This is a genomic window from Paraburkholderia oxyphila NBRC 105797 (assembly GCF_000685075.1).
GTDB classification, from domain to species: Bacteria; Pseudomonadota; Gammaproteobacteria; order Burkholderiales; family Burkholderiaceae; genus Paraburkholderia; species Paraburkholderia oxyphila.
The window spans coordinates 116,168-142,506 of the sequence record NZ_BAYD01000009.1 but is presented as its reverse complement, the minus strand read 5'-3'; the positions used below and the strand labels follow the sequence as shown (position 1 = coordinate 142,506).

The following is a 26,339-nucleotide window of genomic DNA, read 5'->3' as shown; positions in this document are numbered from 1 at the left end:
CATAGGCCGCACCATTGGTGTGGTGCGCGGGAAACATCACGGCGCCGTGCGCGGCGCCGATGCCAGCGGTTCGTCGAGCTCGTGGGCGCTGCCCGGTTGCTCCGTCGCACCTGGGGCCGGTTTCGCAACGGGCTTGACGATCAGCGGCGCGCGCAGGTCGCGCGCCATGGTCTCGAAGGTGGGGCGCATCTGCGTGAAATCGGCGGGCGTGCAGACGTCGCTCGCAAAATGCGTGCGGCCCGTGCGCGTCACGCGCAGCACGTTTGCGTCCGTATCGAGTGTGTACTGCGAGCTGTAGTCGAGCAGCGCATTCCCGGCGCGCTGCGGCGAAGGCATGTCGAGCACGCGCAAGCCCGGCGGCAACTGGATGCGCGTGCGCTCGGTCACGGCCACGTTGCGGCAGACGAACGGCTGCGTGCGGCGTGGCTCGCCCAGCCAGTAGCGCAGATTTGCGTCGAGCCCGCCCACGAGGCTCGTGAGCGTGGGCACGGGCGTCGTCATCTCCGGGTCGACGAAGCCGTCGAGCGTGCCCGTGAGCGTCACCACGAGCGGCCCCGAGGTGGCGTCGAGCGGGCTCGACGCGAGCAGGGCGTTGCCGCGCAGGTTCGCATTGCGCAGCTCCCATTGCAGCGATTCCTCGCGCTGCGCCGGCGTTTGCAGGCGCAGCACGCTGCGCGTCTGCTCCGCGGCCCAGCCTTCGGACTGCAGACGATAGATGAAGCGCGCCGAGCCGTCGGGGGCGACGGTGATGTCGAGATCGCTGTCGCGCGCGGTCATTTCGGTGGCGGGCGTGCGCATGAGCGTACCGTCGCCGGCGAGCACGGTGTCGCGGTCCATGTCGGTCGAGGGCAGATAGCCGAACTCGACGTTGTTCGCCGTGGAGTCCGCGAAGAGCTGCAAGTCGGGCAGCCAGGTGATGACGTGATTGATCACGCCGAAGCCCGGCACCGAAGGCAGCGTGTAGATCGTGCCGCTGTTCACGAGCGCGGGCACGTTGCGCACGCCCACGGCGTCGAGCAGCGCGCCATAGAGCGCGACGTGGTCCTTGCAGTCGCCGTAGCGGTTCGCGAGCACCTCGGTCACACGGTGCGGCACGATCTCGCCGCGTCCGACATTGACCGCCACGTAGCGGATATTGCGGCGGACCCAGTCATAAAGCGTTTGCGCCTGCGCGCGCGGCGTTGCGTCGTGTGCGGTGAGCGTCTGCGCGAGCTGCACGATGGCCGCGTCGCGCGCGCTCGAGTCGGCGGCTGCTTCGCGGTAGACCTTCGCGAATGCCGCGTAGTCGGGGAAGGTCGAGACCATCAGCCGGTCTCCGTAACTTACATAGGAAACCGAACCATATTCGAGGCGCGCGAAATTCGCCTTGTCGTAGCGGTATTCATAGCGCGTGCGGCCGTTCGCCGTAACGGGCTTGAGCACGGTGAAGCCGCGCGCGTCGGCGTAGAGCGGGACCTTTGCGGGCAGGTCGTAGATCACGCGGAAATTGTGCGTCGGCGCCATGTCGGGCGGCGTGAAGTCGCTGAACCAGCCCGGCACGAGCGGCACGCGCTGGGTCTTGCGCCACGTGAGATGCACGCGCGCGCCGGGTTCGACGGCCGGGAACACGATGACCTTGTCCTGCACATCCTGGAACATCGGGGCATCGAAGGAGCGCACTTCCTGCACGTCGCGAATCTGCTCGGGCTGCACGTCGTGGCGCTGGCCCTGGGCATCGTCGGTCCACGCCTCGAGGACGTCCACATGCGCCATGCCGCGGTTGAACCAGATGTAGTACTGGCCCGCGCGCTCGATCCCCGCTTCGGTGTTGATGCGCAATGTGAGCGCGTCGAGTTTGGTATAGGAACCGTCCGCGTTGACGGTGAACGTCTGCGTCTCCGACTCGTTGGTGTACGGCGCCTGGTCGGCGGCGTTGCCGGCCGTGACCTCGGCGGTCTCGATGGGTGCGGGCATCCCCGCCGCATGCGCGCCGAAGGCCGGGCCGAGGATTGCGATGCAAAGAACGAGGACGTGACGCATGGCGGCGTTCCGTGAGCGGCGCTGCGGTTTTTGGGGACGGCTCTCGCTGCGAATATCGGCGCAATCCTTCAATTAAAAGTCAGGCCTTTCCCTTGTCAAGGGGGGCCCTCACATAACCGTGCGGATGGCCTCTGGCACACGCTTGCGCCGCGGCTCCGGGCGGGTTTCTCCGTGCTGTTGCCCAATGCGCCGAATAGGCTGCGCGCTGCCTTTCATGTATGTAATAATAACCATTCTCATTTGTAAGGTGAGGCTGACGCAGGCTGCGCGGCGCTCATCTCCGTTCGAATTGGCGCGTGTCGGCGCGGCCCGGGAGGGCCCGCCCGACGCTTGCGCGCCGTGTGCCTGGAGTCGTGCCTTGAACGCCCGTCTTGACGAGCCCCTGATCGAATCCCCGAGCACCGAAGTTGGCGATGGCGTGCGCTTCGATCCATGGCGCCGCACCGGCCGCCCCCTCGACGCGGACGATCTCGCCGCGCGGCGCCAGCGCTCGCGCCGCGCGACCTTCATCAAGTGGCTGCGCAAGGTGCATGGCTGGGTGGGGCTGTGGGGCGCGGTGCTGGGGCTCCTGTTCGGCGTGACGGGCTTCTTGCTCAATCATCGCGCGGGGCCGCTGCAGATCTCCACGGGCACGCCCCAGGTCACGCAGATGCAGCTCGCGCTGCCCGCCGAGCGTCCGGCCTCGCCCGAGGCGCTCGCGCAGTGGCTCCAGCGCGAGCTGGCGTTCGACGGCAAGCCGGGCAAGATCCGCCGCGAGCGCGCGCATCCGGTGGCGTGGGGTGAGCGCAGCGTCGTGCAGCCCGAATCCTGGCAGTTCGCGTTGATGGGGCCGCGCCAGAGCGTCGCCGTGGAGTATTGGGTGGGCAATAGCACGGTCGCCGTGCGTCGCACGCAGAGCCCATTCCTCGCGACGCTGAACAATCTCCATCGCGGCGTGGGCATGGGCATCGGCTGGGTGCTGCTCATGGACACCATCGCGGGCAGCCTCATCCTGCTTTCGCTGACCGGTGTGCTGCTGTGGACCGAGCTCAACCGGCGCCGAACCACGGGCGTGGTGCTCGTGGCGGGCTCGGTGGCGGCGGCGTTTGCGCTCGGGTTGCTCTAGCGCGGAAAGACGCGTAGCGTCTCGCCGGCTGCGCCGAGGCCTCCGGAAACCCTCAGAACCCGTCCAGCACCTTCAGACGTCGCAGCTCGACCCGACGCCCGCGGCCTGTTCGCGCGCGGCCTTGGCGCCTTCGACCTGAAGCAGGGTGGGCAGCGAGACGCCGTTCTTCGCGGCCGTGACTTCGGCCAGGATCGACACGGCGATCTCGGGCGGCGTGCGGCTGCCGATATAGATGCCCACCGGCCCGTGCAGCCGCGCGAGCTCCGCCTCGCTCAGATCGAACTCCTTGAGCCGCTCGCGCCGCGCCGCGTTGTTGCGCCGCGAGCCGAGCGCGCCCACATAGAACGAACGCGTCTTGAGCGCCTCCATGAGCGCGAGGTCGTCGAGCTTCGGGTCGTGCGTGAGCGCGATCACGGCGCAGCGCTCGTCGAGCCGCATGTCGAGCACGGTGTCGTCGGGCATGGTGCGCACGAGCGTGGTGCCGGGCACGTCCCACGTGTCGGTGTATTCCTCGCGCGGGTCGCACACCGTCACCTGGTAGTCGAGCCCCACGGCGATCTGGCACAGGTAGTGCGAGAGCTGTCCCGCGCCGATCACGAGCATGCGGTAGCGCGGACCGTGGATCGTGAGCAGGCGCGTGTCGTCGAAGTCCACGCCGTCGGTGGCGCTGGCGGGGCCGAGCAAAGCCTTGCCGCTGGCGATGTCGAGCGTGCGCGCGACCAGCTCGCCGCGCTCGACCGCTTCGAGCAGCGCGGGGATGCCCGAAGCCTCGGTGAGCGGCTCCAGCACGAGCTGGATGGTGCCGCCGCAGGGCAGTCCGAAGCGATGCGCCTCTTCCGCCGTGATGCCGTATTTCACGGCCTCGGGCTTGACGATGCCGATGCCTTCGCGGCGCACGCGGTCGATCAGGTCGTCTTCGATGCAGCCGCCCGAGACCGAGCCCACTACGAGGCCGTCGTCGCGCACGACCAGCATCGCGCCCTCCGGACGCGGCGACGAGCCCCACGTCTTCACCACCGTCACCAGCAGGGCGCGGTGGCCTTCCTCGAGCCAGCGAACGCTGGATTTCAGGACTTCGAGATCCACGCTGTCCATGATCGTTTCCTCTTTTGCGGTTCGTCGCCGCCGGCGCCTTCGGCGTCGCTGGCGGCTTGTGTTTCGGATGTCTCTTGCTGCGCTTCGGCGTCTGCTTCGCCGGCGCCGCCTCCAAGCTGCTCGGTGAAGCGCTTGAAGAATTCGGCGGCGATCTTGCGGGCCGCGCCGTCCACGAGCCGCGAGCCGATCTGCGCGAGCTTGCCGCCCACCTGGGCACTGGCCGTGTAGCTGAGCGTGGTGGCGTCCTCGCCCGCGGGTTCGAGCGTCACGCGCGCATCGCCCTTGCCGAAGCCAGCCGCGCCGCCCTGGCCCTCGAACTGGATCGTGTAGCTGCGCGGCGCGTCGATGTCGGCGAGCTGCATGCGGCCCTTAAAGCGCGCCTTCACGGGCCCGACAGCGGCGGTAAGGGCGACAGCATACGCGTTCTCGCCGTCGGCATCGATGCTCTCGCAGCCCGGAATGCACGCCTTCAGTATCGCCGTGTCGTTGAGGGCTTCCCACGCGCGCTGCTGCGGCACCGGCAGCGTGTGGCTTTCGGTCAGCTCCATCGTGTCGCTCCTTGTATTGAGCCCTGCATTGGTCTCTGCTTTGGTCCCTGCGCCGTTGGAGAGGGTTTGGCCGCTTGCGTCGACAAAAGCCCCGAATACGGGCGGGAACGCTCGGGCGATGCATCCCGCAGGCTGCGGCCGAACGCTTCCAGGCTCTCCAGGTTGTGAACGGGGTAATGCGCATCGACGTGCGGCAGCATCGCCTGCACGCCGCGTGCCTTCGCCTCGAAACCGCGGTAGCGCAACAGCGGATTGAGCCACACCACGCGATGCGCGAAGCGGTGCAGGCGCGCCATTTCCTCGGCGAGTGCGCTGCCCGGGTCGTGATCGAGGCCGTCGGTGACCATCAGCACGGTGGCCCGGCCGCCGAGCACGCGGCGCGCCCAGCGCCGGTTGAACTGCGCGAGCGTCTCGCCGATGCGCGTGCCGCCCGACCAGTCCGCCACCAGCGTGGCGAGCTGGGCGAGCGCGACATCGGGGTCGCGTTCGCGCAGCGCGCGCGTGGCGTGCGTGAGGCGCGTGCCGAACAGGAACACCTGCAGGCGCTCGCGCGATTGCAGCAGCGCATGACAGAAGTAGAGCACGGCGCGCGAATAGCTGCTCATCGACCCGGAGATGTCGAGCAGCAGCACGAGCGGCACCTTGCGCTCGACGCACGCGCGGTACTTCCAGACGGTCCAGTCGCCGCCCGCGCGCACGGCATGGCGCGCGCTCGCGCGCAAATCGGCGTGCGTGCCGTGCGACGACGCCTTCAGGCGCCGCGTGCGCTCGGTCGCGAGCGGCAGGCGCCGCGCGCGGATCAGGTGGCGCAGCGTGCGCCATTCGTCGGCGGAAAGCGTGTCGAAGTCGCGATGGCGCAGGCGCTCTTCGGCGCTGAAGCTCGCATGCGCGCGCAGCTCGTGCTCTTCGTGCGCGGGCGGCGGCTGCGTGCCTGCGCGGGAGGCCTGGCGTGCCGCGAGCGCATCGGCGAGGCGATTGTTGCGGCGCGGCGGCGGCAGGGCGCCCTGGACTTTCGGCAGGAGCAGCGCACGCAGCTTGCCCTCCCAATCGGGATCGCGCCAGAACAGCTCGAATGCGGCGTTAAAGAGCTCGCGCTCGTCGGGCGCAGCGGTGAGCAAGGCGGCCAGTGCCGCGCGCACGTCGTCGCGGCGCGTGAGGTCGATGAAGCTCAGCGCTTCGAGCGCATCCACGGCGCGCGCGCTCGACATCGGCAAACCGGCGCCGCGCAGGACGCGCACAAAATGCACGACGTTGCGCGCGAACATGGGTGGCAGGGCGGGCGCTTCCAGTGCGTCGCACCGGGCGTGCGACGGTGGCGCTTCCTGCGCTCGCTGCGTTTCGTGTGGGCGGTTCGGCGCGTGTGGCATCGGCGTCACTCCGCGAGCGCGAGCGTCTGTGCGATCCGCTGCGGGTCGAGCTGCGCGAGATCGTCCTGATACTTGAGCAGCACGCCGAGCGTGTCCTGCACCGACTGCGGGTCGAGCTCGGTGACCGAGAGCGCCGCGAGCGCGCGGCACCAGTCGATCGTCTCGGCGATGCCGGGCGCCTTGAACAGATCCATCGTGCGCAATTGATGCACGAACGCCACGGCGCGGCGCTGCAGCTCGGCGCCGGTCTCGGGCGCGCGCGCCGCAACGATGGCAAGCTCGCGCGCGCGCTCGGGGTAGCCGAGCCATTGATAGAGGCAGCGCCGCTTGAGCGCGTCGTGGACCTCGCGCGTGCGGTTCGAGGTGATCACGACGAGCGGCGGCACGCTCGCCCGCACCGTGCCGTACTCGGGAATCGACACCTGGAAGTCCGAAAGAAGCTCGAGCAGGAAGGCTTCGAACGGCTCGTCGGCGCGGTCGATCTCGTCGATCAGCAGCACGCGGCGCGCGCCGGGATGATGCGGGTCCGGTTGCAGCGCCTGCAGCAGTGGGCGCTTGAGCAGGAATTCGTCGCGATAGAGCGTGTCGCCGCGCGGCTTCTCGCCCGCGGCTTCGGCCAGTCGCAGCGCCATGATCTGGCGCGGATAGTCCCACTCGTAGAGCGCGCTGGCCGTGTCGAGCCCCTCGTAGCACTGCAGGCGCAGCAGCGTGGTGCCGGCGAGCGCGGCGGCCGCCTTCGCCAGCTCGGTCTTGCCCACGCCCGGCTCGCCTTCGAGAAAGAGCGGGCGCTCCATCTTGAGCGCGAGAAACAGCGCTGTGGCCAGTTCGCGGCTCGCGAAATAGCCTTGCGCTTCGAGCTGCGAGAGCGTGTCGTCGATCGTGGCGGGGAGCATGGCGGGCCTGAAAGTAGGGCTAGAAATGCTGGCAAGAAGGGCGGATGAAAAACGCTGACGAAAAGCGGTGACGAAAAACACCGGCGCGTACCGCAGCCAAACGGCGCTGGCAAAAAGCGCTTGCGCGGCGGCAATACAGCGGCAATACGCAGTCGGCCGCTCGCGCCGCGCGTGATGCTGTGGGCGCGGCGCGAGCGGCCGTGAGCAGCGAATCTAGCCGAGCGCGTTCGTCACCGCCCGCGCCGCCAGCACCGGGATCAGGTGCGCGCGGTATGCCGCGCTCGCGTGCAGGTCGGTGTTGAGCTCGTCCGGCGCGATGCTCACCGCGCGCGCCGCGGCGGGCGTGAAGCTCGCCTTGAGCGCGTCTTCGAGTGCCGTCGCCCGGAACACCGAAGGCGCCGCCCCGGTGACCGCCACGCGCACGGAGCCATCCGCGAACCGCGCGACGAACACCCCCGTCAACGCAAAATGCGAGGCCGGGTTGTCGAACTTCTCGTAAGCGGCGCGCTGCGGCACGGGAAACTCGACCGCGACGATCAGCTCGTCGGGTTCGAGCGCGGTCTCGTACATGCCGAGGAAGAAGTCGTCCGCGGCAATGCGCCGGCGGTCTGTCACGACCGTGGCGCCCAGGCCGAGCACGGCGGCCGGGTAGTCGGCGGCGGGGTCATCGTTGGCGAGCGAGCCGCCCAGCGTGCCGAGCGCGCGCACCTGGCGGTCGCCGATGCCGGCGGCCAGCTGCGCGAGCGCCGGCAACGTGGCCTGGATCTGCGCGTTCGCCGCCACGTCGGCGTGGCAGACCGCGGCGCCGATCTTCACGACCTTGCCGTCCACCTGCACGGTCTTGAGCTCGGGAATGCGCGTGACGTCCACGAGCGTCGATGGCTGGGCGAGCCGCAGCTTCATCGCCGCGAGCAGACTCTGGCCGCCCGCGAGGAATTTGGCGTCGGGGTCGGCGCCGAGCGTCTTCACTGCGCCTTGCGCGTCACTGGCGCGCTGGTAGTCGAATGCATACATGGTGCGCCTCCGCTCAAGGTTGTTGGGATGACTGGGCGGCCTGGATCGCCTGCCAGACACGATGCGGCGTGGCCGGCATCTGCAGATCCTTCACGCCGAGTGGTGCGAGCGCATCGAGGATCGCGTTGATGACGGCGGGCGGCGAGCCGATCGCGCCCGCCTCGCCGCAGCCCTTCACGCCGAGCGGATTGTGCGTGCACGGCGTGCCTTTCGCGGTCTCCACCGTGAACGACGGCACGTCGGACGCGTGCGGCATCGCGTAGTCCATGTACGAGCCCGAGAGCAACTGGCCGCTCTCCTTGTCGTAGATGCACTGCTCCAGCAGCGCCTGGCCGATGCCCTGGCCGAGCCCGCCGTGCACCTGGCCTTCGACGATCATCGGATTGATGACGTTGCCGAAGTCGTCCACGGCCGTGAAGCGGTCGATGCGCGTCTCGCCGGTGTCGGGATCGACTTCGAGCTCGCAGATATAGGCGCCCGCCGGGTAGGTGAAGTTGGTGGGGTCGTAGAACGCGCTTTCGTCGAGGCCGGGCTCGAGCGTTTCGAGCGGATAGTTGTGCGGCACATAGGCCGAGAGCGCGATTTCGGCGAAGGTCTTGGTGCGGTCGGTGCCCGCGACGCGGAACACGCCATCGGCGAACTCGATGTCCTCCACGCCCGCTTCGAGCATGTGCGCGGCGATCTTCTTCGCCTTGGCCTCGATCTTGTCGAGCGCCTTCATGATGGCCGAGCCGCCCACCGCAATCGAGCGTGAGCCATAGGTGCCCATGCCGAACGGAATGCGTGCGGTGTCGCCGTGCACGATCTCGATCTGCTCGATGGGCACGCCCAGGCGCTCGGACACCACCTGCGCGAAGGTCGTTTCATGGCCCTGGCCGTGGCTGTGCGAGCCCGTGAAGACGGTGACCGAGCCGGTGGGATTCACACGGATCTCGCCCGCTTCGAAGAGGCCCGCGCGCGCGCCGAGCGCCCCGGCGATATTCGATGGCGCGAGGCCGCACGCCTCGATGTAGCACGAGTGGCCGAGGCCGCGCAGCTTCCCTTGAGCCTTCGACGCATCGCGCCGCGCCGGGTAGCCCTGCACGTCGGCGAGTTCGAGCGCGCGCGAGAGGCAGGCTTCGTAATCGCCGGTGTCGTAGGTGAGGCCCACGGGCGTCGCGTAGGGGAAGCTCGTGATGAAGTTGCGCCGGCGGATTTCGGCCGGGTCGATGTTCATCTCGCGCGCGGCGGTCTCGACGAGCCGCTCGACCACGTAGGTCGCCTCGGGGCGGCCCGCGCCGCGATACGCATCCACGGGCACCGTGTTCGTGAACACGGCCTTCACCTCGGCATAGATCGCGGGCGTGGTGTACTGGCCCGCGAGCAGCGTCGCGTAGAGGATGGTGGGCACGCTCGAAGCAAAGGTCGAGAGGTACGCGCCCATGTTCGCCGTGGTGTGCACGCGCATGGCGAGGAACTTGCCGTCCTTGTCGAGGGCGAGCTCGGCCTTCGTCACGTGGTCGCGGCCATGGGCGTCGGAGACGAACGACTCGCTGCGCTCGGCCGTCCACTTCACCGGGCGGCCAGTCTTCTTCGCGGCCCAGGTGAGCGCTACGTCTTCGGCATACAGAAAGATCTTCGAGCCGAAGCCGCCGCCCACGTCGGGCGCGACGATGCGCAGCTTCGTCTCCGGCAGCCCGAGCACGAATGCGGCCATGAGCAGCCGCTCGACGTGCGGATTCTGGTTCGCCACGTAGACGGTATAGCCGTCGTCGTGGCGGCTGTAGCTCGCGTTGACGGCGCGCGGCTCGATCGCGTTCGGGATGAGCCGGTTGTTCACGATGTCGAGTGTCGTGACGTGCGCTGCGGTGGCGAAGGCGGCGTCGGTGGCGGCCTTGTCGCCGTGGCCCCATGTGTAGCAGGTGTTGTTCGGCACGCCGTCGTGCACGAGTGCCTGGCCCGCGTCGGCGGCATGCGCGGTATCGACGGTGGCGGGCAGTTCCTCGTAGTCGACTTCGACGAGCTCGGCGGCGTCCTTCGCTTCTTTCAGGGATTCGGCGATCACGAGCGCGACCTGGTCGCCTACGTGACGCGCCTTCTCGTGCGCGATCACGGGATGCGGCGGCTCGTGCATGGGCGTGCCGTCGATGCTGTGGATGAGCCAGCCGCACGGCAGGCCGCCCACGTTCCCGGCGGCGAGGTCCGCGCCGGTGAAGACGGCCACCACGCCGGCCGCGGCCTTGGCCGCGTGGGTGTCGATGCTCTTGATGCGCGCATGCGCATGCGGCGAGCGCACGAACACGGCATAGGTCTGGGCGGGCAGGACGACGTCGTCGGTGTACTGGCCCGCGCCGGTGAGGAAGCGATAGTCTTCCTTGCGCTTGACCGAGGCGCCGATCATGCGCGGCGTTTGGGAGTCGGGTGCGTTCATGGCGTGTCTCCCCCTATGCTGCCGATGCGGCTGACGTGGCCGGTGCAGCCATGCCTTCGGCGCCCGCGAGCACGGCCTTCACGATGTTGTGATAGCCCGTACAGCGGCACAGATTGCCGTCGAGGCCCGCGCGCACGTCGGCTTCGGTGAGGCCCGGCTTTTCGGCGACGAGCGCGGCAGCGCTCATCACCATGCCCGGTGTGCAGAAGCCGCATTGCAAGCCGTGGCATTCGCGGAAGGCCGCCTGCATGGGATGAAGCGCGCCGTTTCCGCCGGTGTTCCCATAAGCGGCCGCGAGCCCTTCGATCGTCGTCACGTCCATGCCCTCGCACTGCACGGCGAGCTGGTTGCACGACTTGACCGCGCGGCCATTGAGGTGGACGGTGCACGCGCCGCACTGCGCGGTGTCGCAGCCGACGTGCGTGCCGGTGAGGCGCAACTGCTCGCGCAGGAACTGGACTAGAAGCGTGTGGGGTTCGACTTCGGCGGTCACGGGCTTGCCGTTGACCGTCAGGCTGAGACTGATCGCCATTGACTGTCTCCTCTGTGCCAGAGTTCGAGCGTCGCGCGTCGTGCTCTGGTCCCATGCAAAGTGATGGTAGGGACCGGCCTGGGCCCGCATGCATCCATTGCCCCGCTTGTGCCGCCTGCTGTCTATCGCCCAGAGTGCGTCGCGCGGCTGGCGCGATGCGTCTGCCGCGCGCGATGGCGGGCAGGCTGGACGGAAACGGGGACGAGGGTCCGGCTGGTGCTTTGCTTGTTCAGTGATGCCTGGGTGATGCCTGGTGTTGCCCGAGTGCTACCTGGTGCTGCCTGAGCGATGCCCGAATCTGCGTATTTCCTGGATATTGCGAGGTGCCGCGACAACAATGCCCAAACAGTAAAGCACACTTTGCTGATTCGCGCTGCGTGGGCTAATCCCCGATTTTTAAGCGGTTTTTAGCCGTATTTCGACGGCCGCGCAGCATGCGAAACGGCCCGCGCCGGAGACCGGGGCGGGCCGTTGCAGTGCAGCGTAAGGTGCTGTCAAGCGGGCAGAAAAGCGTGCCGCAAAGTGCACGGAAAAGCGCACAGAAAAGCGCGCGGCGAGCGCGCCTTGCGGGAACGCCTCAGTGCTCGTGCGGATGACGCCCGAGATGCGAATGATGGCGCGAGTAGAGGAAGTAGATCAACAGGCCGATCACCAGCCACGCCACGAACGCGACCCACGTGATCCACGCGAGATTGAGCATCAGGAACAGGCACGAAGCCACCGCGAGGATGGGCACGACCGGCACGCCCGGGCAGCGGAACGCGCGCGGCAGATCGGGGTGCGTGCGGCGCAGGACGAGCACGGCGATCGAGACCATCGAGAACGCGGCGAGCGTGCCGATGTTGATGAGCTCGGCGAGCACGTTCAGCGGCACGAGCGCGCCGATCAGGCCAAAGAAGATGCCGACGAGCCAGGTGGTGAAGAACGGCGTGGCATAGCGCGGATGCACCTTCGAGAGTTTCGCGGGCAAGAGGCCGTCGCGCGACATGGCGAAGATGATGCGGGTCTGGCCGTAGCTCATCACGAGAATCACGGTGAGCATGCCGAGCACGGCGCCAAGGTCGATGAAACCGGCGACCCACTTTTCGCCGGCCACCTGCAGCGCGTACGAAACGGGGTGGGCGATGCCGGCGAACTGCTGCCAGGGGACGATGCCCGTGACGACGGCCGCGACGGCCACATACAGCACCGCGCAGACGATCAGCGACGCGATGATGCCCACGGGCAGGTCGCGCTTGGGGTCCTTGACCTCTTCGGCCGCCGAGGAGACCGAATCGAAGCCGATGAACGCGAAGAACATCACGGCGGCGGCGCCGAACACGCCATTCCAGCCGTGGGGCATGAACGGATGCCATTTCGCGGGCGTCACGTGGAACGCGCCCACGCCGATCACGAGCAGCACGACCGTGACCTTGATCCCGACCATGATGTTATTGATGCGCGTGGATTCGCGCACGCCAATGGAGAGCAGCGCCGTGATGACCATCATCACGAGGAAGGCGGGCAGGTTGAAGAGCGTGAACGCGCCGGGCACGGCGCCGGGCGCGGCCGTGAGGGCCGTGGGCAGCGCGATGCCGAAGCCGGAGAGCAGCGACTGCAAATAGCCCGACCACCCTACCGAAACGGCCGAGGTGGCGAGCCCGTACTCGAGCATCAGGTCCCAGCCGATGATCCACGCCACCAGCTCGCCGAGCGTGGCGTACGAGTAGGTGTAGATCGAGCCCGCCACGGGAATGGTCGAGGCGAATTCGGCGTAGGCGAGCGCGGCGAAGCAGCAGGCCAGGGCGGCGATGAGGAACGAGAGCATCAGCGCGGGGCCGGCCTGCACGGCGCCGGTGCCGGTCAGCACGAAGATGCCGGTGCCGATGATCGCGCCGACGCCGAGAAAGGTGAGGTCCAGTGCGCCGAGGGCCTTCTTCAGGCCGGCGCCCTGGGCGCTCGCCTGCAGCATGTGTTCGACGTTCTTCTTGCGAAAGAGGGACATTTGGCGGGGGACTCCTGGTAAAACGCGCGGGCGGCAACGCAAACGTGAGGGACGCAGTCGCGCTCTCGTGCCCTTTCGTGCCGTATGGCGGGGAAACCCATAATTTTAGCGGATCGGGGCGGCGCAGCCGGTCCAGCCGGGTTGGGCGCGAGCCGGATTCGGCGCGCGGCGGCAGTCGATTCCGCTGCAAAGGGGCAGAGGCGTGTGCAATCCTTGCACGAACCCGTGCGAAAAGACGCGATTCATCTCCGGATCAACGGCTTATGGCGAGAAGGCGCCTTAGTGACGCGTCCTTTGCGCAGTGCATGCGGTGCGGTGGGCCATAGTCGGAGCGCTCGCGGGCCGGCCGCTTGCACGGTCGCCACGAAGCGCCGTGGTCGCGCGATGCGCGGACTCAGAGCCCGGGCGCGGGCGCGAGATCGACGAGCCGGTTGCTCATCACGTAGAAGGTGAGCTCGGCGTTGTTGGTGAGCTTCATCTTTTCGAGCAGGCGCGTGCGATAGACGCTCACCGTCTTCACCGAAAGCGAGAGCGTGTGCGCGATATCGGTGAGACGCTTGCCCGAGGCGAGCATGCACAGCGTCTGGTACTCGCGGTCGGAGAGCTTTTCGTGAGGCATCTGCTCGCCGTCGACGAGTACGTACTCGGCGAGCGCTTCGGCCATCGCCGGGCTCACGTACTTGCGGCCGCTCGCGACCTGCTGGATCGCTGCTGTCATCTGCGCGGCGTCCACCGTCTTCGAGAGATAGCCCGACGCGCCGGCCTTCAGCGCGCGCACGGCGTACTGGTCTTCGCGATACATCGAGAACATCAGCACCGGCACGCGCGGCGCCTTTTTCTTCGCGCGCTTGAGCACTTCGATCCCGCTCATGTCGGGCAGCGAGATGTCGAGCAGCGCCACGTCGCAGGCGTGCTTCGCGACGGCGGCGAGCGCTTCCGCGCCGCTTTGCGCCTCGATCACTTCGCTCGCGACGCCACGATCGAGCAGCAGCTGGCGCACGCCCTGGCGGACCACGGCGTGATCGTCGACGAGCAGGATGCGCAGGGTCATGAGCGGACGCCTTTCACGAGGTTCGGAGCCGGCTCGGCGCACGGGCGCGAGAGCAGCGCGTCCCATAGGAAGCGTGCCTCGACGGTCGTGCCGGGACGGGCTGGATCGGCGGCTGCGCGACGGGTTTGCGCGTCGCTGGTGGCTTCGATGGGCGTGTCGCAAGCAGGCTCGTCGGCCCGGGGGTTCTGGCTGGCGGACAGGGCGTCGCGAGCGGATGCGGTGCGCAGCGTGCCGCCGAAGGCGGCGCAGCGCTCGCGCATGCCGGCGATGCCATAGGCGCTGCGGCCATTCGCGTTGCGCTCGCCGTTCGGTGCCGCTTGTCCCCACTGACGCTTCGCGCGCCGTGCGGCTTCACGCGAGAGGCCCACGCCATCGTCGATTACGCTCACGATCAGCTCGCGCGGCGAACTCGTCAGGCACACCTCGACCCGCGTGGCCTGCGCGTGGCGTGCGACGTTAGTGAGTGCTTCCTGCGCGACGCGAAAGAGCGCGAGCGCCGCCTCGGCGGGCAGGCGCGCGAGGCGCGCCTCATCGTCGCGGGAGAATCCGCTGGTGCGGGGGGCGGCTGGCGAGCCAGTGGTCGAACGGGGCGTTGAGGAGGGTATCGAGCGACTCGTAAAGCGCGCGGCAAGCCCGGTGCGCGAGGCAAAGCCGCGCGTCCAGCTCGCGAGCGCGGCGGCGAGCCCCGCATCGAGCTCGGGCGCATACAGCCCGTCGAGCACGCGGCGCACGGCGTCGCCGGCGCAATCCAGCGAGTGCATGACGAGCGCGAGCGCCTCCGTGCATTGCGGCGGGGCGTCGGCGGGCAGCCAGGTGTGGACGTTCGCCAGGGCGAAGCGCGTGGCCGCCAGTTCGGCGCCCACACTGTCGTGCAGCTCTCGTGCGAGCCGGCGCCGCGCGGCTTCGTCGGCGTGAACGCGGGCGGTGCCGGATGCGACAATCTGCCGCTGCACGCGCGCGATGGCGTCGAGCGCCACGCGTGCGCCTTCGGCGTTGGCGAGCAGGGGCAGGCCGGCGACCGCGCAGGCGGCACGCGTGCCTGGCGCATCAGCGCGAGGCACGCCCGCATCAAACGCGGCGCGAGTCGACGTATCCATCCATCCCCCGTTATTTACCGTCCACGAACCGGTTCTTTTCTGCCCTTGCTTGCGTACCGACGCCTTTGCGTCATCCCGAGCACGGTGCAGCGTAACGAAACTTACATTCAGTAACAGCCGGACTCTGACCCTGCAGGGCGCTCTGATGTGGCCCATGTTGCGCCGCGATAATATCTGAAAAAAAGAAAAACTTCAGTCGGGACAATACTTAGCGGCGAAAGCTAAGAGATTGTATGAAGTTGCCCAGCGAGCATCTATGTAGGAAAAACGCTGACACGGACGCTACGCGAAGTCTGTGAAAAATGTAACCGCGAGATGGGTGTTGCGCGGGGTTTTTTGACGTGCGGCAGTGACGGGCTGTCGGCAAATAAAAAAACCGGAGCGCGAGGCTCCGGTTTTGTGTGCAGGGCATGCCGCTGGATTCAGCCAACGAAGGCCTTTTCCACGACGTAATGGCCCGGCTCATTGTTGCTGCCTTCCTTGAGGCCGGCCTTTTCGAGCAGGGCGACCGTGTCGCGCAGCATATGCGTGCTGCCGCACAGCATGATGCGGTCGCGCTCGGGCGTGAATCCGGGCAGGTCGAGGTCCTCGAACAGCTTGCCGGTATCGATGAGCTCGGTAATGCGGCCGCGGTTGTCGAACACTTCGCGCGTCACGGTCGGATAGTAGACGAGCTTCTCGCGGACGATCTCGCCGAGGTACTCGTGCTCGCGCAGCTCCTCGGTGATGAATTCCTTGTACGCGAGTTCATCGACGAAACGGCAGGTGTGCGTGAGGACGATCTTCTCGTAACGGTCGTAGATGTCCGGGTCCTTGATGATCGACATGAAGGGCGCGAGGCCCGTGCCGGTCGAGAGCAGCCACAGGACCTTGCCGGGCAGCAGGTTGTCGGCCACCAGCGTGCCGACGGGCTTCTTGCCGATCAGAACCTTGTCGCCCACCTTCAGGTGCTGCAGGCGCGACGTGAGCGGGCCGTCCGGCACCTTGATGCTCAGGAACTCGAGATGCTCTTCATAGTTCGCGCTCGCGAGCGAGTACGCGCGCATCAGCGGCTTGCCTTCGACCTCGAGGCCGACCATGGTGAACTGGCCGTTGTCGAAACGCAGGGCCTGGTCGCGCGTGCAGGTGAAGCTGAAAAGCGTGTCGGTCCAGTGGTGGACGCTCAGAACGGTTTCTTCGGTGTGTTTGCTCATGGTTCCTGATGATGCGAAACAAGGTCCGCCGGACGGGGGCGTTCCTTCCGGCCGCGCATGACGTTGCATGACGGACGCGGTTTGACGATGCGCGGCGTGCGCGTTTTGGCGGCTGCCCATGCGTGCGCCCTGCGTTCTCGCGCCGCGCTTTGCATCCGCTTCGTGCCCCGCTTTTTTGCCAGCTTGCCAGCCGTCCCATTGCGAACGAGGCGCAGCCCATTATTTTACCGCGAGCGTGCCTCATGGGCTGCGCCGCGGCTAACGAGCGTGGTGACCTGCGCTACGCGAGGTGTCGCAGGGTGCTGTGTCGGCGCCTGCCCGGCCCATGCGTAAAGGCCGTGACGCGACAAAGCGGGCTTCGGCGGGATGCGGCGCGCAGGCGCGAAAGCCTGGGAGTCCGACCGCTCTTGGGACGGGCTGGTTTGGCCCGTCAGGGCATGCGCGCTTGCCGCAGGCGGCACGCGCTCGAATACGACGCATGCCGCTCGAATGTTCGCCCAAATCATACCGGAAGGTCTGACAGGCCGCAGCAGAGACCCTGCTCGCGGGGGCAGATTCGGCGCGCGGCGGCGGTGTATCGCCGCGTTTTTACGGCCGATTTGCGCGCGGGTGTCAGCAGTCGGCAGTCAGCGCTCAGCGGTCGGCGGCGAGCTTCGCGGCGAGGCCGATCAGCGCCGCGCCGCAGAACGCGTCGATGGGGCGTCGCAGCCGCTTGTAGCCGCGTTGTGTGCGGTGGTCGGCGAACAGGAGCGCGAGGCCCGAGTGGTAGCCAAACGACATCGCGGCGACGAGTGTGAGCGCCGCGCCGTAGAACCACAGCGGCGGATGCGCCGGAAAGATCGCCGCGAACACGCTGGTCCAGAATACGCAGGATTTCGGATTCGTGAGGCAGGTGAGAAAGCCCGCGCGCCACGTGCGCAGCCAGGCGCGCCGGTCGGGCGGCGGCAGTGGGGCGACGGGGGCGCCTTCGGCGCTGCGGCTCGCTGCGGTGGCATGGGCGGCGTGGGGTTCATCGACCGAATTTGCGTCCCGGCGCGCGCCCGAGCGCAGCAGCTTGATGCCGAACCAGAGCAGATAGAGCGCGCCGGCGACGCGTACGCCGTGATAGAGCCACTCGATATGCTGGAGCACCGCGGCGAAGCCGAGCATCGCGAGCGCGGCCCAGAGTGTGGAACCCGTGCCCACGCCGAACGCCGAGGCGATGCCAAGGCCGCGCCTGCCGGCCAGCGAGAGCTGCGTCACCATGAAGAAGTTCGGGCCAGGGCTCACGAGCGCGAGCAAATAAACGATGGCGATCTGAAGCAGCGTGGCGAAGAGATGCATGGGGGAGCCGGGCGGGAAGGACGCACCCCGAGGGCGCGCAACGCGACATATTAGCGTGATTGCGTTGGCGTCTCGTGGGTGTTTGGTAGGCGATGCACCGCGCCGCGCCGGGCAGCGCGAGCTGGCGGAATTTGCGCTGCACGTGGGGTGGCCGCCGGCTGGGTGTCGTGGCGCCGCATGGGGGGCGCTTGGCGCTGCGTGGGGCGCTGCCGGCTGCATGTCGTGGCGCATCGTGGGGCGCGCCGCGCCCCGGCACGTCATTCGAGCCGCAGCCGCGCCATGTAAGGCAGGTGATCAGAGAGCCAGGCCGTTTCCTGGGCGGGCTGGATCAGCTCGACGGGCTGTAGCCCGCGCACGAACATCTTGTCGAGCGCGAGCGCGGGCGAGAACGCCGGAAACGTGCGCGCCGGCTCGCCGAGCAGCGTCGCCACTTCCTGCAGGCCGTGCTCCGCGAACAGCGGCACCGAGTCGTTGCGCCAGTCGTTGAAGTCGCCCGCGAGCACGAGTGGCCCTTGCGGCGCCTCCTTGGCGATCCAGTGCGCAATCCAGCTCATCTGCCGCAGGCGCGCGCTGCGCGTGAGCGCGAGGTGCGCGCACAGCAGCGTGACCGACTGGCCCGCCACGCTGGCGCGCGCGACCAGCAGGCCGCGCCGCTCGAAGCGGTGCGCCGAGATGTCCCAGCGTCCGCCCAGATCGAGCGGATGCGGCGAGAGGATGGCATTGCCATGCCGCCACGAAGGCTTGAACACGTTCGGCCCGAGTGCGATCTGCAACTCGAGCGCGTCGGCGATCTCGGTGGCCTGGCAGTGCCAGACGTCCTCGAGCGGGTCGCCGAGTTCGGCGCCGAAGGTCGAGGAGAGCACCGGCTGCGGCAGACGCCGCGCCATCGCCTCTTGCAGGAACCAGGCGTCGGCGTGGGTGGACTGCACCCAGCGCCGCATCGCCTGCCAGGCCTGGAATCCAAGCGGTGAGCGGCCCTTGTGCAGGTTCCAGCTCACCGCAACGAAGTCCCGGGTGTTGGCCGGCACCGCGTCGATGAGGGGTTGTTCGAAATTTCGCATGCGCTTGTTACGACGAGTTCTTACGACAGTTTCGTGCGGATGGCGGATCGCGTTTCGAGTCGGCACATCCGGTCAGTATGTCAGGGCTGCTGGGAGGGCGGCGCGAGGCTTGCGCGCACCCGGTAGAGCAGCGTGGGATTCTTGTCGATGATGGGCCAGTTGACCCACTGGCCGGCAGGCACGACGAGCCCCGGATGGCTCGCGTGCACCTGGCGCGGCGTGGGCGGCAGCTTGCAGCCTTCCGGGGTTTGCGGCGCGACGTCGCCTTCTAGTGTCTCCTGGGCTTCGATTGCCAGGATCGACTCGGTCGGGTTCGCGCGCAACGGCGAGACGGTGATGGTGCGCTGCAGGTCGATGCTGCCCGCGGGCTGGTCCTTGCAGCCGACATCGTGTGAAACGACCTTGTGATGGGTATCGGTGCGCGCCTGGCCGACCGTGGTCGTGCCGTCGAATGTATCGATCAACTGGCCGTCCCGCAGTATCTGCAGCGTCCAGTTGACGACGGGTTGCTCGGCGGATTGCACAGCGGGCTGCGGTGCGGGCGCCGGCTGTGCGGTGGGTTGTGGCGCGGTTACTGGCACTGGCTGTGCGGTGCGCTGGGGTGCGGCTACCGGTACGGGTGCCGTGACTGGCTGTGCATACGGCTGCGGTGCGGGTGCCGGCTGCGTGGACGGCTGCGTGGACGGCTGGGGCGCGCTCTGCATGACGGGCTGCGGCGCTGGCGCGGGTTGCACGCCCGGTTGCGGCGCGGGTGCGAGCTGCGCGGCCGGTTGTGGCGAAGCCGCGGACTGCGCGGCGGGTTGTGGCGCGGGCGCAGGCTGCACGGCTGGTTGCGGCGTCGGTGCGGACTGCACGCTCGTTTGTGGTGCCGGTCCCGGCAGCAAAGGCGGTTCCGCCATGGGGCCTGGCTGCACGGCGGGCTGCGCGTTCTGCTCGGAGGCGGGCTGGTAAGCGGGTTCATAAGCCGGCTTGTGAGCGGGCTTATGGGGGTGCTTGTGAACGGGGTGGGGAGCTGGCTTGGCTGCTGGCTGCTGAGCGGTTCCAGCGGAGGGGGCCGGAACAGCGCGCACCTTCGGTTGCGAGGCGGGAACCGCGGGCTGCACCGCGCCCTGCGTCTCCGTCTGCGCGCTTGCGCTCACGCATGCGGCGGCAGCGACGGCGAACAGCACAGCGGCGAGGCAATTCTTTAACAACGTCATAACGGCAGGCTCCATGCACGCGTGCCGTGCGAGTCGATGCTGCGGGCTCGCAACGGCGGGGCGGGTTCCTTATGACCTTCGATCCTATACCGGGTTCGCAAGCGCCGGACCGCGGACATCCATTTCAAATGGGGACAGCGCGGCGCCGCTTCAACGGGGCCGCGCGTGGCTATTTGTAATATAGAGGCAACAACGGTGCATTTCGAGGTCTTCGAAAGAAGAGATTGTTATTTTTATCGCAACGATGATCGCCAATTAATCGAAGCCGCCGATCGATAGCCAAGGCATGCGCCAGCACGGGCTCGCTAACGCGAGTATGCGAGATGCGTGGATTTGCCCGCATATCCGGCAAGTATTCGAGTCGAACCGGCACGGCACGAGGCGTACAATTTTTCTCATGGCGGCGCCGGTGAGGCGCCGCCGCCTCATTCGCCGGATGCGGACGCAGGGACATGGATCAGATCGAATGTGTGGTGATCGGCGCGGGCGTGGTTGGTCTGGCCGTGGCGCGCGCGTTGGCCGCGCGAGGGCGCGAGGTGATCGTGCTGGAGGCGGCCGATGCCATCGGCACGAGCACCAGCTCGCGCAACAGCGAGGTGATCCATGCGGGGCTCTACTACCCGCGCGGCTCGCTCAAGGCGACGCTGTGCGTGCGCGGGCGCGAGATGCTCTACGAGTACTGCGCGGCGCGCAACGTCTCGCATGCGCGCTGCGGCAAGCTGCTCGTGGCCACCACGCCCGCCCAGGTCGCGCAGCTCGAGGCGATTCGCGTGCGCGGCAAGGAAAACGGCGTGTTCGACCTCACGCGCATCAACAAGACGGAGGCCCTCGCGCTCGAGCCTGCGCTCGATTGCGTGGCGGCGGTGTACTCGCCGCAGACGGGCATCGTCGACAGCCATCAGCTGATGCTGGCCTTGCAAGGCGATGCCGAGCGCGACGGCGCCGTGGTCGCGCTGAAGTCGCCGGTCGAGTCGGTCGACGCGTGCGCGAACGGCTTCGTGATCAAGACGGGCGGGGAAGCGCCCACCGAAATTCGCGCGGCCTGCCTCATCAATAGTGCCGGCCTGCATGCCACGCGGATCGCCAAGCGCATCCGCGGGCTCGACCCGCGCCATATCCCGCCGCTCTATCTCGCGCGCGGCAATTACTTCAGCGTCTCGGGGCGGGTGCCGTTTTCGCGTCTCATCTACCCGATGCCCAATGAAGCCGGGCTCGGCGTGCATCTCACGCTGGATCTCGGCGGCCAGGCGCGCTTCGGTCCCGACGTGGAGTGGATCGATGCGATCGACTACGACGTCGATCCACGCCGCGCCGAAACCTTCTACGCGCAGATCCGCAGCTACTGGCCAGGCTTGCCCGACGGCGCGCTGCAGCCCGCCTATGCGGGCATCCGGCCCAAGCTCTCGGGCCCGGGCGAGCCCGCCGCCGACTTCGTGATCCAGGGCGGCGCGGCGCACGGCGTGCGCGGACTCGTGAATCTGTTCGGCATCGAGTCGCCGGGGCTCACGGCGTCGCTCGCCATCGCCCAGCGCGTCTGCGAGGTCTCCGGGCACGCCTGAGGGGCCTGATTGGGCTGATTGTTGGTCTAATTGGTCTGATCGGCCCGATCGACCTGATCGACCTGATCGGCCGCCGCTTTTTGCCGGCCCCGCACCCTCGGCACCTCGTACGTGCCCCGCCGCCTCGCGGGCGGCACCCCCGCTCGGGGGCGCATCGTTTCCAGGATGCGAATCGCTTATCTCCGGAATTCCTGGCGCACGCACGGCGGCTTCGTTGTTATTCTTCTGGCCACGCCGTCGGCAGAACGGTGTGCCCACAATATTGGAGTACTGCTCATGAAATCGTCCCGCCGCAGCTTTCTGATCACGAGCGTTGGCGTTGCCGCAACCGTCGCGCTGTCGCGCCAGGCCTTCGCCGATGCACCGAAAGTCGCCGACACCGATCCCACCGCCCAGGCACTCGGCTACAAGGCCGACGCCACCAAGGTCGACAAGGCCAAGTACGCCAAGTACGCCGCTGGCCAGGATTGCAGCAACTGCACGTTCTATCAAGGCAAGGCCACCGACGCCTACGCCGCCTGCCCGATGTTCCCCGGCAAGCAGGTCGCGGGCAAGGGCTGGTGCAGCGCCTACAACAAGAAGGCTTGATCGCCTGAGTCGTCAGGCAGGCTTGAAGCAGGGCGCGCCGTATCGATGCGCGCGCACCGGCTTCGCAAAGCCTTGCCTAGACCCGCGCCATCAGCAGAGGCGGCCGCCGTCCAAACCACGGGCGCGCCGCTTCGAGCTGGGCCGCGAGGCGCAACAGCAAGGCATCGTTGCCTTCACGCGCCGCAAATTGCACGCCAATCGGCAGGCCGCGCGCATTCCACGCGAGCGGCACCGTCATCGAAGGCTGCCCCGTCATATTGAACAGTTCGGTGCAGCCCGCCCACGCGAAGGCCTTGTTCGCGGCTTCCGTCAGCAGTTTTCTCATTAGCGCATCCATCGGCATCGCGGTGACGGCGCGCATCTGCATGCGCTCCGAAGGCGTGGGCTTGAGCTCGCCGATCTTCACCGGCGCCGTGGCCAACGTCGCGCACAGGATCACGTCGAAACGCGTCATCAGGTCGGCGATCTGCGCCGTGATGCGCTGCTGCGTCTCGAGCGCGGCGGGCAGGGCGCGCTCACCGAGCTTGCGGCCGACGTGCGCCATCGCCCAGGTGGAGATCTCGAAGTCCTCGCGGCGCGGCTTCTTGCCCGTGATCGAGTCGGCCTCGAACACGTATTTTTCGACGACCACCGACCACAGCATCAGAAACGCCTCGCGCGCCGCCGCGAAATCCACGCCGAGCTTCACTGGCTCCACGTTGTGCCCGAGCGAGGCGAGCAGCGCGGCCGCGCCGTCGAGCGCTTCGCGCACGTCGGGCGCGAGCGTGTCGGCGAACAGCGGCTCGGTGATGAAGGCGACCGCGAGCGGCTTGCCGCCGTCGAGCGGCTTGCGCGCCGCCGCGAGAAAGGTGCCCGGCGCACCCGGCGCGAGAGCCGGGTCGCCGGCGAGCAGGTCGAGCACCAGCGCGCTGTCACGCACGCTGCGCGACACGGCGAGATCGACACCCAATCCACCCGGCGACGGCGGCACGTCCGAAGGCGGTTGATTGCCGCGCGAAGGCTTGAGGCCAAAGAGCCCGCAGCATGACGCGGGAATGCGGATCGAGCCGCCGCCGTCCGAGGCGTGCGCGAGCGGCACGATGCCGGCCGCGACCGAGGCGGCCGCGCCGCCGCTCGAGCCGCCCGGCGTGTGGTCGAGATTCCACGGATTGCGGCACGGGCCAAATAGCTCGGGCTCCGTGTACGGCATCTGCCCGAGCTCCGAAGCGCTGGTCTTGCCGAACAGATTCAGGCCCGCAGCGCGAAAGCGTTCGATCACGGGCGCGTCGGCCGTCGGCACGTAATGGCGATAGTGGCGGCTGCCGAACGTCATGCGCAGGCCCGCGACCGCCGCGCCCAGATCCTTGACGAGAAACGGCACGCCCGCGAGCGGCCCCTGCGCGAGCGTGTCGAAGCCGTTGCCGCCCACCTCGATGCGCAGCGCCCGCTTGCGCGCGGCGTCATAGTCCTTCAGCACGATCGAATTGATCGCGGGATTGGCGGCCTCGGCGCGCGCGATCGCGGTGTCGAGCAATTCGCGCGCGCTCACCTCGCGGCGCTGCACGAGTTCGGCAAGGCCGATGGCGTCGTATTCCAGATAGTCGGACTGCAAGGCGCGCACTCCTTGGGGGCGTCGTTGGATTCGGCGGCCCGATCAGTCGATCAGTCGATCAGTCGATCGGTCAATCGGTCAATCGGTCAATCGGTCAATCGGTCAATCGGTCAATCGGTCAATCGGCCGATGAAGGCTTCAGGCACCATGAAACGCAAGCGGCCATTGCAGCAATTCTGCCGCAATGGCCGCTTGCCATGCCTCGCTTGCGCGTATACCGCGCGCGCCGGGCGTGTGGCTTAGAGGTTTTCGGCCAGGAACGTCAGCGTGCGGCCGTGCGCGAGCGCCGACGCATTCTGGTTGTACGACGCGCGCACCGAGCAGTTGAAGCCGTGATCGGCGCCAGGGTAGATATGGAATTCGGCGTTGTCGCGGCCGGCGAAGCGCTCCTTCACCTGGCCCACCGCGTCGAGCGGAATGCCGTGATCGAGCTCGCCGTAGTGGAACAGCATCGGCTGCTTGATCTTGTCGGCGAGATCGAGCTGCGTCTGGATGCCGCCGCCGTAGTACGAGACCGCCGCGTCGACCGAGCCGCTCGCCGCGGCCAGATACGCGAGGCGGCCGCCGAGGCAGTAGCCGATGGCGGCGACCTTGCCGGTGCACTCGGGCAGCTTGCGCAGCGTGGCGGCCGTTGCCGCGATGTCTTCGACGACGAGGTTCAGGTCGGTCTTCTTCATCAGCTCGATGCCGCGCTCGCGGTCCGCGCCGGTGTAGTCGAGCTCGACGCGCGGCGCGGTGCGCCAGAAGATGTCGGGGGCGATGGCCACGTAGCCGTCGAGCGCGTATTGCTCGACCACATCGCGAATGTGGCCGTTCACGCCGAAGATTTCCTGAATGATGACGATGCCAGGGCCCTTGCCGCCCTTGGGCAGGGCGAGATACGCGCCGAAGCTGTCCTTGCCGGCGGGGATGTCGATCCACTTGGTCGATACGCTCACGTTGCTCTCCTTCTACGCGAATGGGGTGGTGCAGCAAAACGGGGAGCCAGTTTGCCACGCCAGCGCCGAGCCTGCAGCGCGCCTCGTTCTCGCAAGCGAATCGTAACGATCTCGATTATTCATTTTTCGGGCGCGGCGGGTTTCGCTAAAGTCGGCACGGTGTCGCGCTCGGTGCGATCTCCGGCTGACGCCCGGCAAGCGCGCGTGTGCGCGTTGCGTTTCCCGGACGGCTCACCGGCACGGCTTGCGCCGCGCGCCCGGATTCGTGCGTCTCTTATTAGCCAGGGTATCGCCATGACTTCAGTTTCCGCGTCTCAGAGCGCCGCCGCCGCGGCTTTTTCCACACCGTTCAGCCGGCGCTTCGGCTTGCGCCTGCCGCTCGTGCAGGGGCCGATGGCCGGCGGCGCGACGACGCCCGCGCTCGTCGCGGCGGTCTCCAATGCCGGAGCGCTCGGCTTTCTCGCGGGGGCCGCGCTCGCGCCCGAGAAGATCGCCAGCGAAGTGGCGGCCATCCGCGCGCTCACCGACCGGCCCTTCGGCGTGAATCTCTTCGTGCTCGACGCGGCCCATCCCGACGATGCCACGGTGCAACGCGCGCTGGCGTCGATCGACCCGCTGCGCGCGCACTACGGCTTGCCGCCCGGCGAGCCGCTCGCCCGCTACGCGCCAGATTTCCGCGCGCAGCTCGACACGCTCGTGGAACTGCGCCTGCCGCTCGTGAGCTTCACCTTCGGCCTGCTCGCGGCAGAGGACGTCGCGCGTCTGCAGGCGGCGGGCAGCTACGTGATCGGCACGGCGACGCACGTGGCCGAAGGCCTCGCCTGGCGCGACGCGGGTGCCGACGCGATCGTCGCGCAAGGCGCGGAGGCGGGCGGGCATCGCGGCACCTTCATCGGCGAGGCGCCGCACGCGCTGGTCGGCACGCTGGCGCTCGTGCCGCAACTCGCTGACGCGACCGGCCTGCCTGTGCTCGCCGCGGGCGGCATCATGGACGGGCGCGGCATTGCCGCGGCGCTCGCACTGGGCGCGCAGGGCGTGCAGATGGGCACGGCGTTTCTCGGCTGCGCGGAGAGCGCGATTTCCGCCGACTGGAAGACGCGCTTGCGTGACTCGTCCGACACGGCGACCTCGGTCACGCGCGCGATCACGGGCCGACACGCGCGCGGCATCCGCAATCCGCTGATGCAGCAACTCGAGGCGCAGCCGGAGAACGTCGCGCCGTATCCCGTGCAGAACGCGCTCACCCAGGAATTGCGCCAGCGCGCGGCGCGGGCCAACGACGGTGACTATCTTTCGCTGTGGTCGGGGCAGGGCGCGCCGCTCGCGCGCCAGCGCGAAGCCAACCTTGGCGCTGCTGAGCTCGTCGATGCGCTCGACGTCGAATTGCGCGCGACGCTGCGCCGATTCGCGGCCGACGAGCTCCACTCCGCCTGAACCTTTCGCGCTGTTGCGCGCCGTGCACGCTTGCGTTGGCAAACGCAAGCGTGCCGGCTTTGCAACACCGATCGCCCAACGTGTTTTCGCGCGCCGCTCGCATGCCCGATGCGAGAAAACCCTGGCGCACGCAACGAATTTCGTGCGCCGCGAATTAATCGAGGGCTGACTTTAATTTCGGCTAATCTCGAGGCAAGCGGCAGAATTCGAAAAGCAAACGTTGCCGTATCCCGCGTAGTGCATTTCGCCTCTCCCGCATACCCCGCAAAAATCCCGAAAAAGACTCGGGCGCAGCCTGGAAAATGCTTTCGAAAGGATTGCAAACCTCTTCTCAGACC

21 protein-coding genes are annotated in these 26,339 nt (G+C 67.9%); 4 read left to right on the top strand and 17 right to left on the bottom strand.

The window, feature by feature from the left end:
• Positions 1–36: 36 nt before the first annotated feature.
• Complete coding sequence (locus BO1_RS50190; protein WP_063744671.1) at positions 37–2,019, bottom strand: DUF3857 domain-containing transglutaminase family protein; 1,983 nt, start codon at positions 2,017–2,019, stop codon at positions 37–39.
• Between the two features lie 418 nt (positions 2,020–2,437).
• On the opposite strand from BO1_RS50190, the gene BO1_RS08650 reads away from it, so the two are divergent.
• A complete protein-coding gene (locus BO1_RS08650) occupies positions 2,438–3,124 on the top strand; it encodes a PepSY-associated TM helix domain-containing protein (protein ID WP_043284210.1) in 687 nt (228 codons plus the stop codon).
• 72 nt (positions 3,125–3,196) lie between these two features.
• On the opposite strand, the gene BO1_RS08645 is transcribed toward BO1_RS08650, so the two are convergent.
• From BO1_RS08645 to BO1_RS50175, 14 genes are all read right to left on the bottom strand, one after another.
• The gene (locus BO1_RS08645) at positions 3,197–4,219 is read right to left on the bottom strand and encodes an XdhC family protein (RefSeq protein ID WP_028217225.1); all 1,023 of its coding nucleotides are present in this window, start codon (positions 4,217–4,219) and stop codon (positions 3,197–3,199) included.
• Positions 4,192–4,767, bottom strand: a complete 576-nt coding sequence (locus tag BO1_RS08640) for a CoxG family protein (RefSeq protein ID WP_028217224.1) — start codon at positions 4,765–4,767, stop codon at positions 4,192–4,194. The genes BO1_RS08645 and BO1_RS08640 overlap by 28 nt, the downstream gene beginning before the upstream one ends.
• Positions 4,758–6,032 carry a vWA domain-containing protein gene (locus BO1_RS50185; protein ID WP_084687827.1) on the bottom strand — a complete coding sequence of 425 codons (1,275 nt, stop codon included), beginning with the start codon at positions 6,030–6,032 and terminating at the stop codon, positions 4,758–4,760. The genes BO1_RS08640 and BO1_RS50185 overlap by 10 nt, the downstream gene beginning before the upstream one ends.
• Positions 6,033–6,139: 107 nt before the next feature.
• Entirely contained in the window at positions 6,140–7,027 is an 888-nt protein-coding gene (locus BO1_RS08630) for an AAA family ATPase (RefSeq protein WP_028217223.1), read from the bottom strand.
• A gap of 213 nt (positions 7,028–7,240) precedes the next feature.
• Positions 7,241–8,041 (bottom strand): FAD binding domain-containing protein, encoded by an 801-nt coding sequence (locus tag BO1_RS08625; protein ID WP_028217222.1) that lies wholly within the window; start codon positions 8,039–8,041, stop codon positions 7,241–7,243.
• 13 nt (positions 8,042–8,054) lie between these two features.
• Positions 8,055–10,451 carry a xanthine dehydrogenase family protein molybdopterin-binding subunit gene (locus BO1_RS08620; protein WP_028217221.1) on the bottom strand — a complete coding sequence of 799 codons (2,397 nt, stop codon included), beginning with the start codon at positions 10,449–10,451 and terminating at the stop codon, positions 8,055–8,057.
• Positions 10,452–10,464: 13 nt separating this feature from the next.
• Positions 10,465–10,983 carry a (2Fe-2S)-binding protein gene (locus tag BO1_RS08615; RefSeq protein WP_028217220.1) on the bottom strand — a complete coding sequence of 173 codons (519 nt, stop codon included), beginning with the start codon at positions 10,981–10,983 and terminating at the stop codon, positions 10,465–10,467.
• 577 nt (positions 10,984–11,560) lie between these two features.
• Complete coding sequence (locus BO1_RS08610; protein ID WP_028217219.1) at positions 11,561–12,967, bottom strand: amino acid permease; 1,407 nt, start codon at positions 12,965–12,967, stop codon at positions 11,561–11,563.
• A gap of 394 nt (positions 12,968–13,361) precedes the next feature.
• Positions 13,362–14,018 (bottom strand): response regulator transcription factor RqpR, encoded by a 657-nt coding sequence (rqpR, locus tag BO1_RS08605; RefSeq protein WP_028217218.1) that lies wholly within the window; start codon positions 14,016–14,018, stop codon positions 13,362–13,364.
• Positions 14,015–15,115, bottom strand: coding sequence for a sensor histidine kinase (locus tag BO1_RS50180; RefSeq protein WP_043284171.1), 1,101 nt, complete (start codon positions 15,113–15,115; stop codon positions 14,015–14,017). Before BO1_RS50180 ends, rqpR begins: the two co-directional genes overlap by 4 nt.
• A 422-nt stretch (positions 15,116–15,537) precedes the next feature.
• On the bottom strand, positions 15,538–16,308 hold the full coding sequence (locus BO1_RS08595) for a ferredoxin--NADP reductase (RefSeq protein ID WP_028217217.1): 771 nt from the start codon (positions 16,306–16,308) through the stop codon (positions 15,538–15,540).
• A 633-nt stretch (positions 16,309–16,941) separates the two neighbouring features.
• A complete protein-coding gene (locus BO1_RS08590) occupies positions 16,942–17,631 on the bottom strand; it encodes a LysE family translocator (protein ID WP_028217216.1) in 690 nt (229 codons plus the stop codon).
• A gap of 257 nt (positions 17,632–17,888) precedes the next feature.
• Complete coding sequence (locus BO1_RS08585; protein ID WP_028217215.1) at positions 17,889–18,692, bottom strand: endonuclease/exonuclease/phosphatase family protein; 804 nt, start codon at positions 18,690–18,692, stop codon at positions 17,889–17,891.
• 80 nt (positions 18,693–18,772) lie between these two features.
• Positions 18,773–19,273, bottom strand: a complete 501-nt coding sequence (locus tag BO1_RS50175; protein WP_407669922.1) for a hypothetical protein — start codon at positions 19,271–19,273, stop codon at positions 18,773–18,775.
• A gap of 1,070 nt (positions 19,274–20,343) precedes the next feature.
• Between BO1_RS50175 and BO1_RS08575 the strand changes: the two genes are divergently transcribed.
• Both BO1_RS08575 and BO1_RS08570 read left to right on the top strand, forming a co-directional pair.
• Entirely contained in the window at positions 20,344–21,450 is a 1,107-nt protein-coding gene (locus tag BO1_RS08575) for an NAD(P)/FAD-dependent oxidoreductase (RefSeq protein WP_028217214.1), read from the top strand.
• Between the two features lie 276 nt (positions 21,451–21,726).
• Positions 21,727–22,038 (top strand): high-potential iron-sulfur protein, encoded by a 312-nt coding sequence (locus tag BO1_RS08570; protein ID WP_028217213.1) that lies wholly within the window; start codon positions 21,727–21,729, stop codon positions 22,036–22,038.
• A gap of 76 nt (positions 22,039–22,114) precedes the next feature.
• Here BO1_RS08570 and BO1_RS08565 read toward each other — a convergent pair whose 3' ends face one another.
• The gene (locus tag BO1_RS08565) at positions 22,115–23,629 is read right to left on the bottom strand and encodes an amidase (protein ID WP_028217212.1); all 1,515 of its coding nucleotides are present in this window, start codon (positions 23,627–23,629) and stop codon (positions 22,115–22,117) included.
• 239 nt (positions 23,630–23,868) lie between these two features.
• The gene (locus tag BO1_RS08560) at positions 23,869–24,567 is read right to left on the bottom strand and encodes a dienelactone hydrolase family protein (protein ID WP_028217211.1); all 699 of its coding nucleotides are present in this window, start codon (positions 24,565–24,567) and stop codon (positions 23,869–23,871) included.
• Between the two features lie 294 nt (positions 24,568–24,861).
• Between BO1_RS08560 and BO1_RS50170 the strand changes: the two genes are divergently transcribed.
• Positions 24,862–26,001 (top strand): NAD(P)H-dependent flavin oxidoreductase, encoded by a 1,140-nt coding sequence (locus BO1_RS50170; protein ID WP_043284167.1) that lies wholly within the window; start codon positions 24,862–24,864, stop codon positions 25,999–26,001.
• The last annotated feature ends 338 nt before the right edge of the window (positions 26,002–26,339 follow it).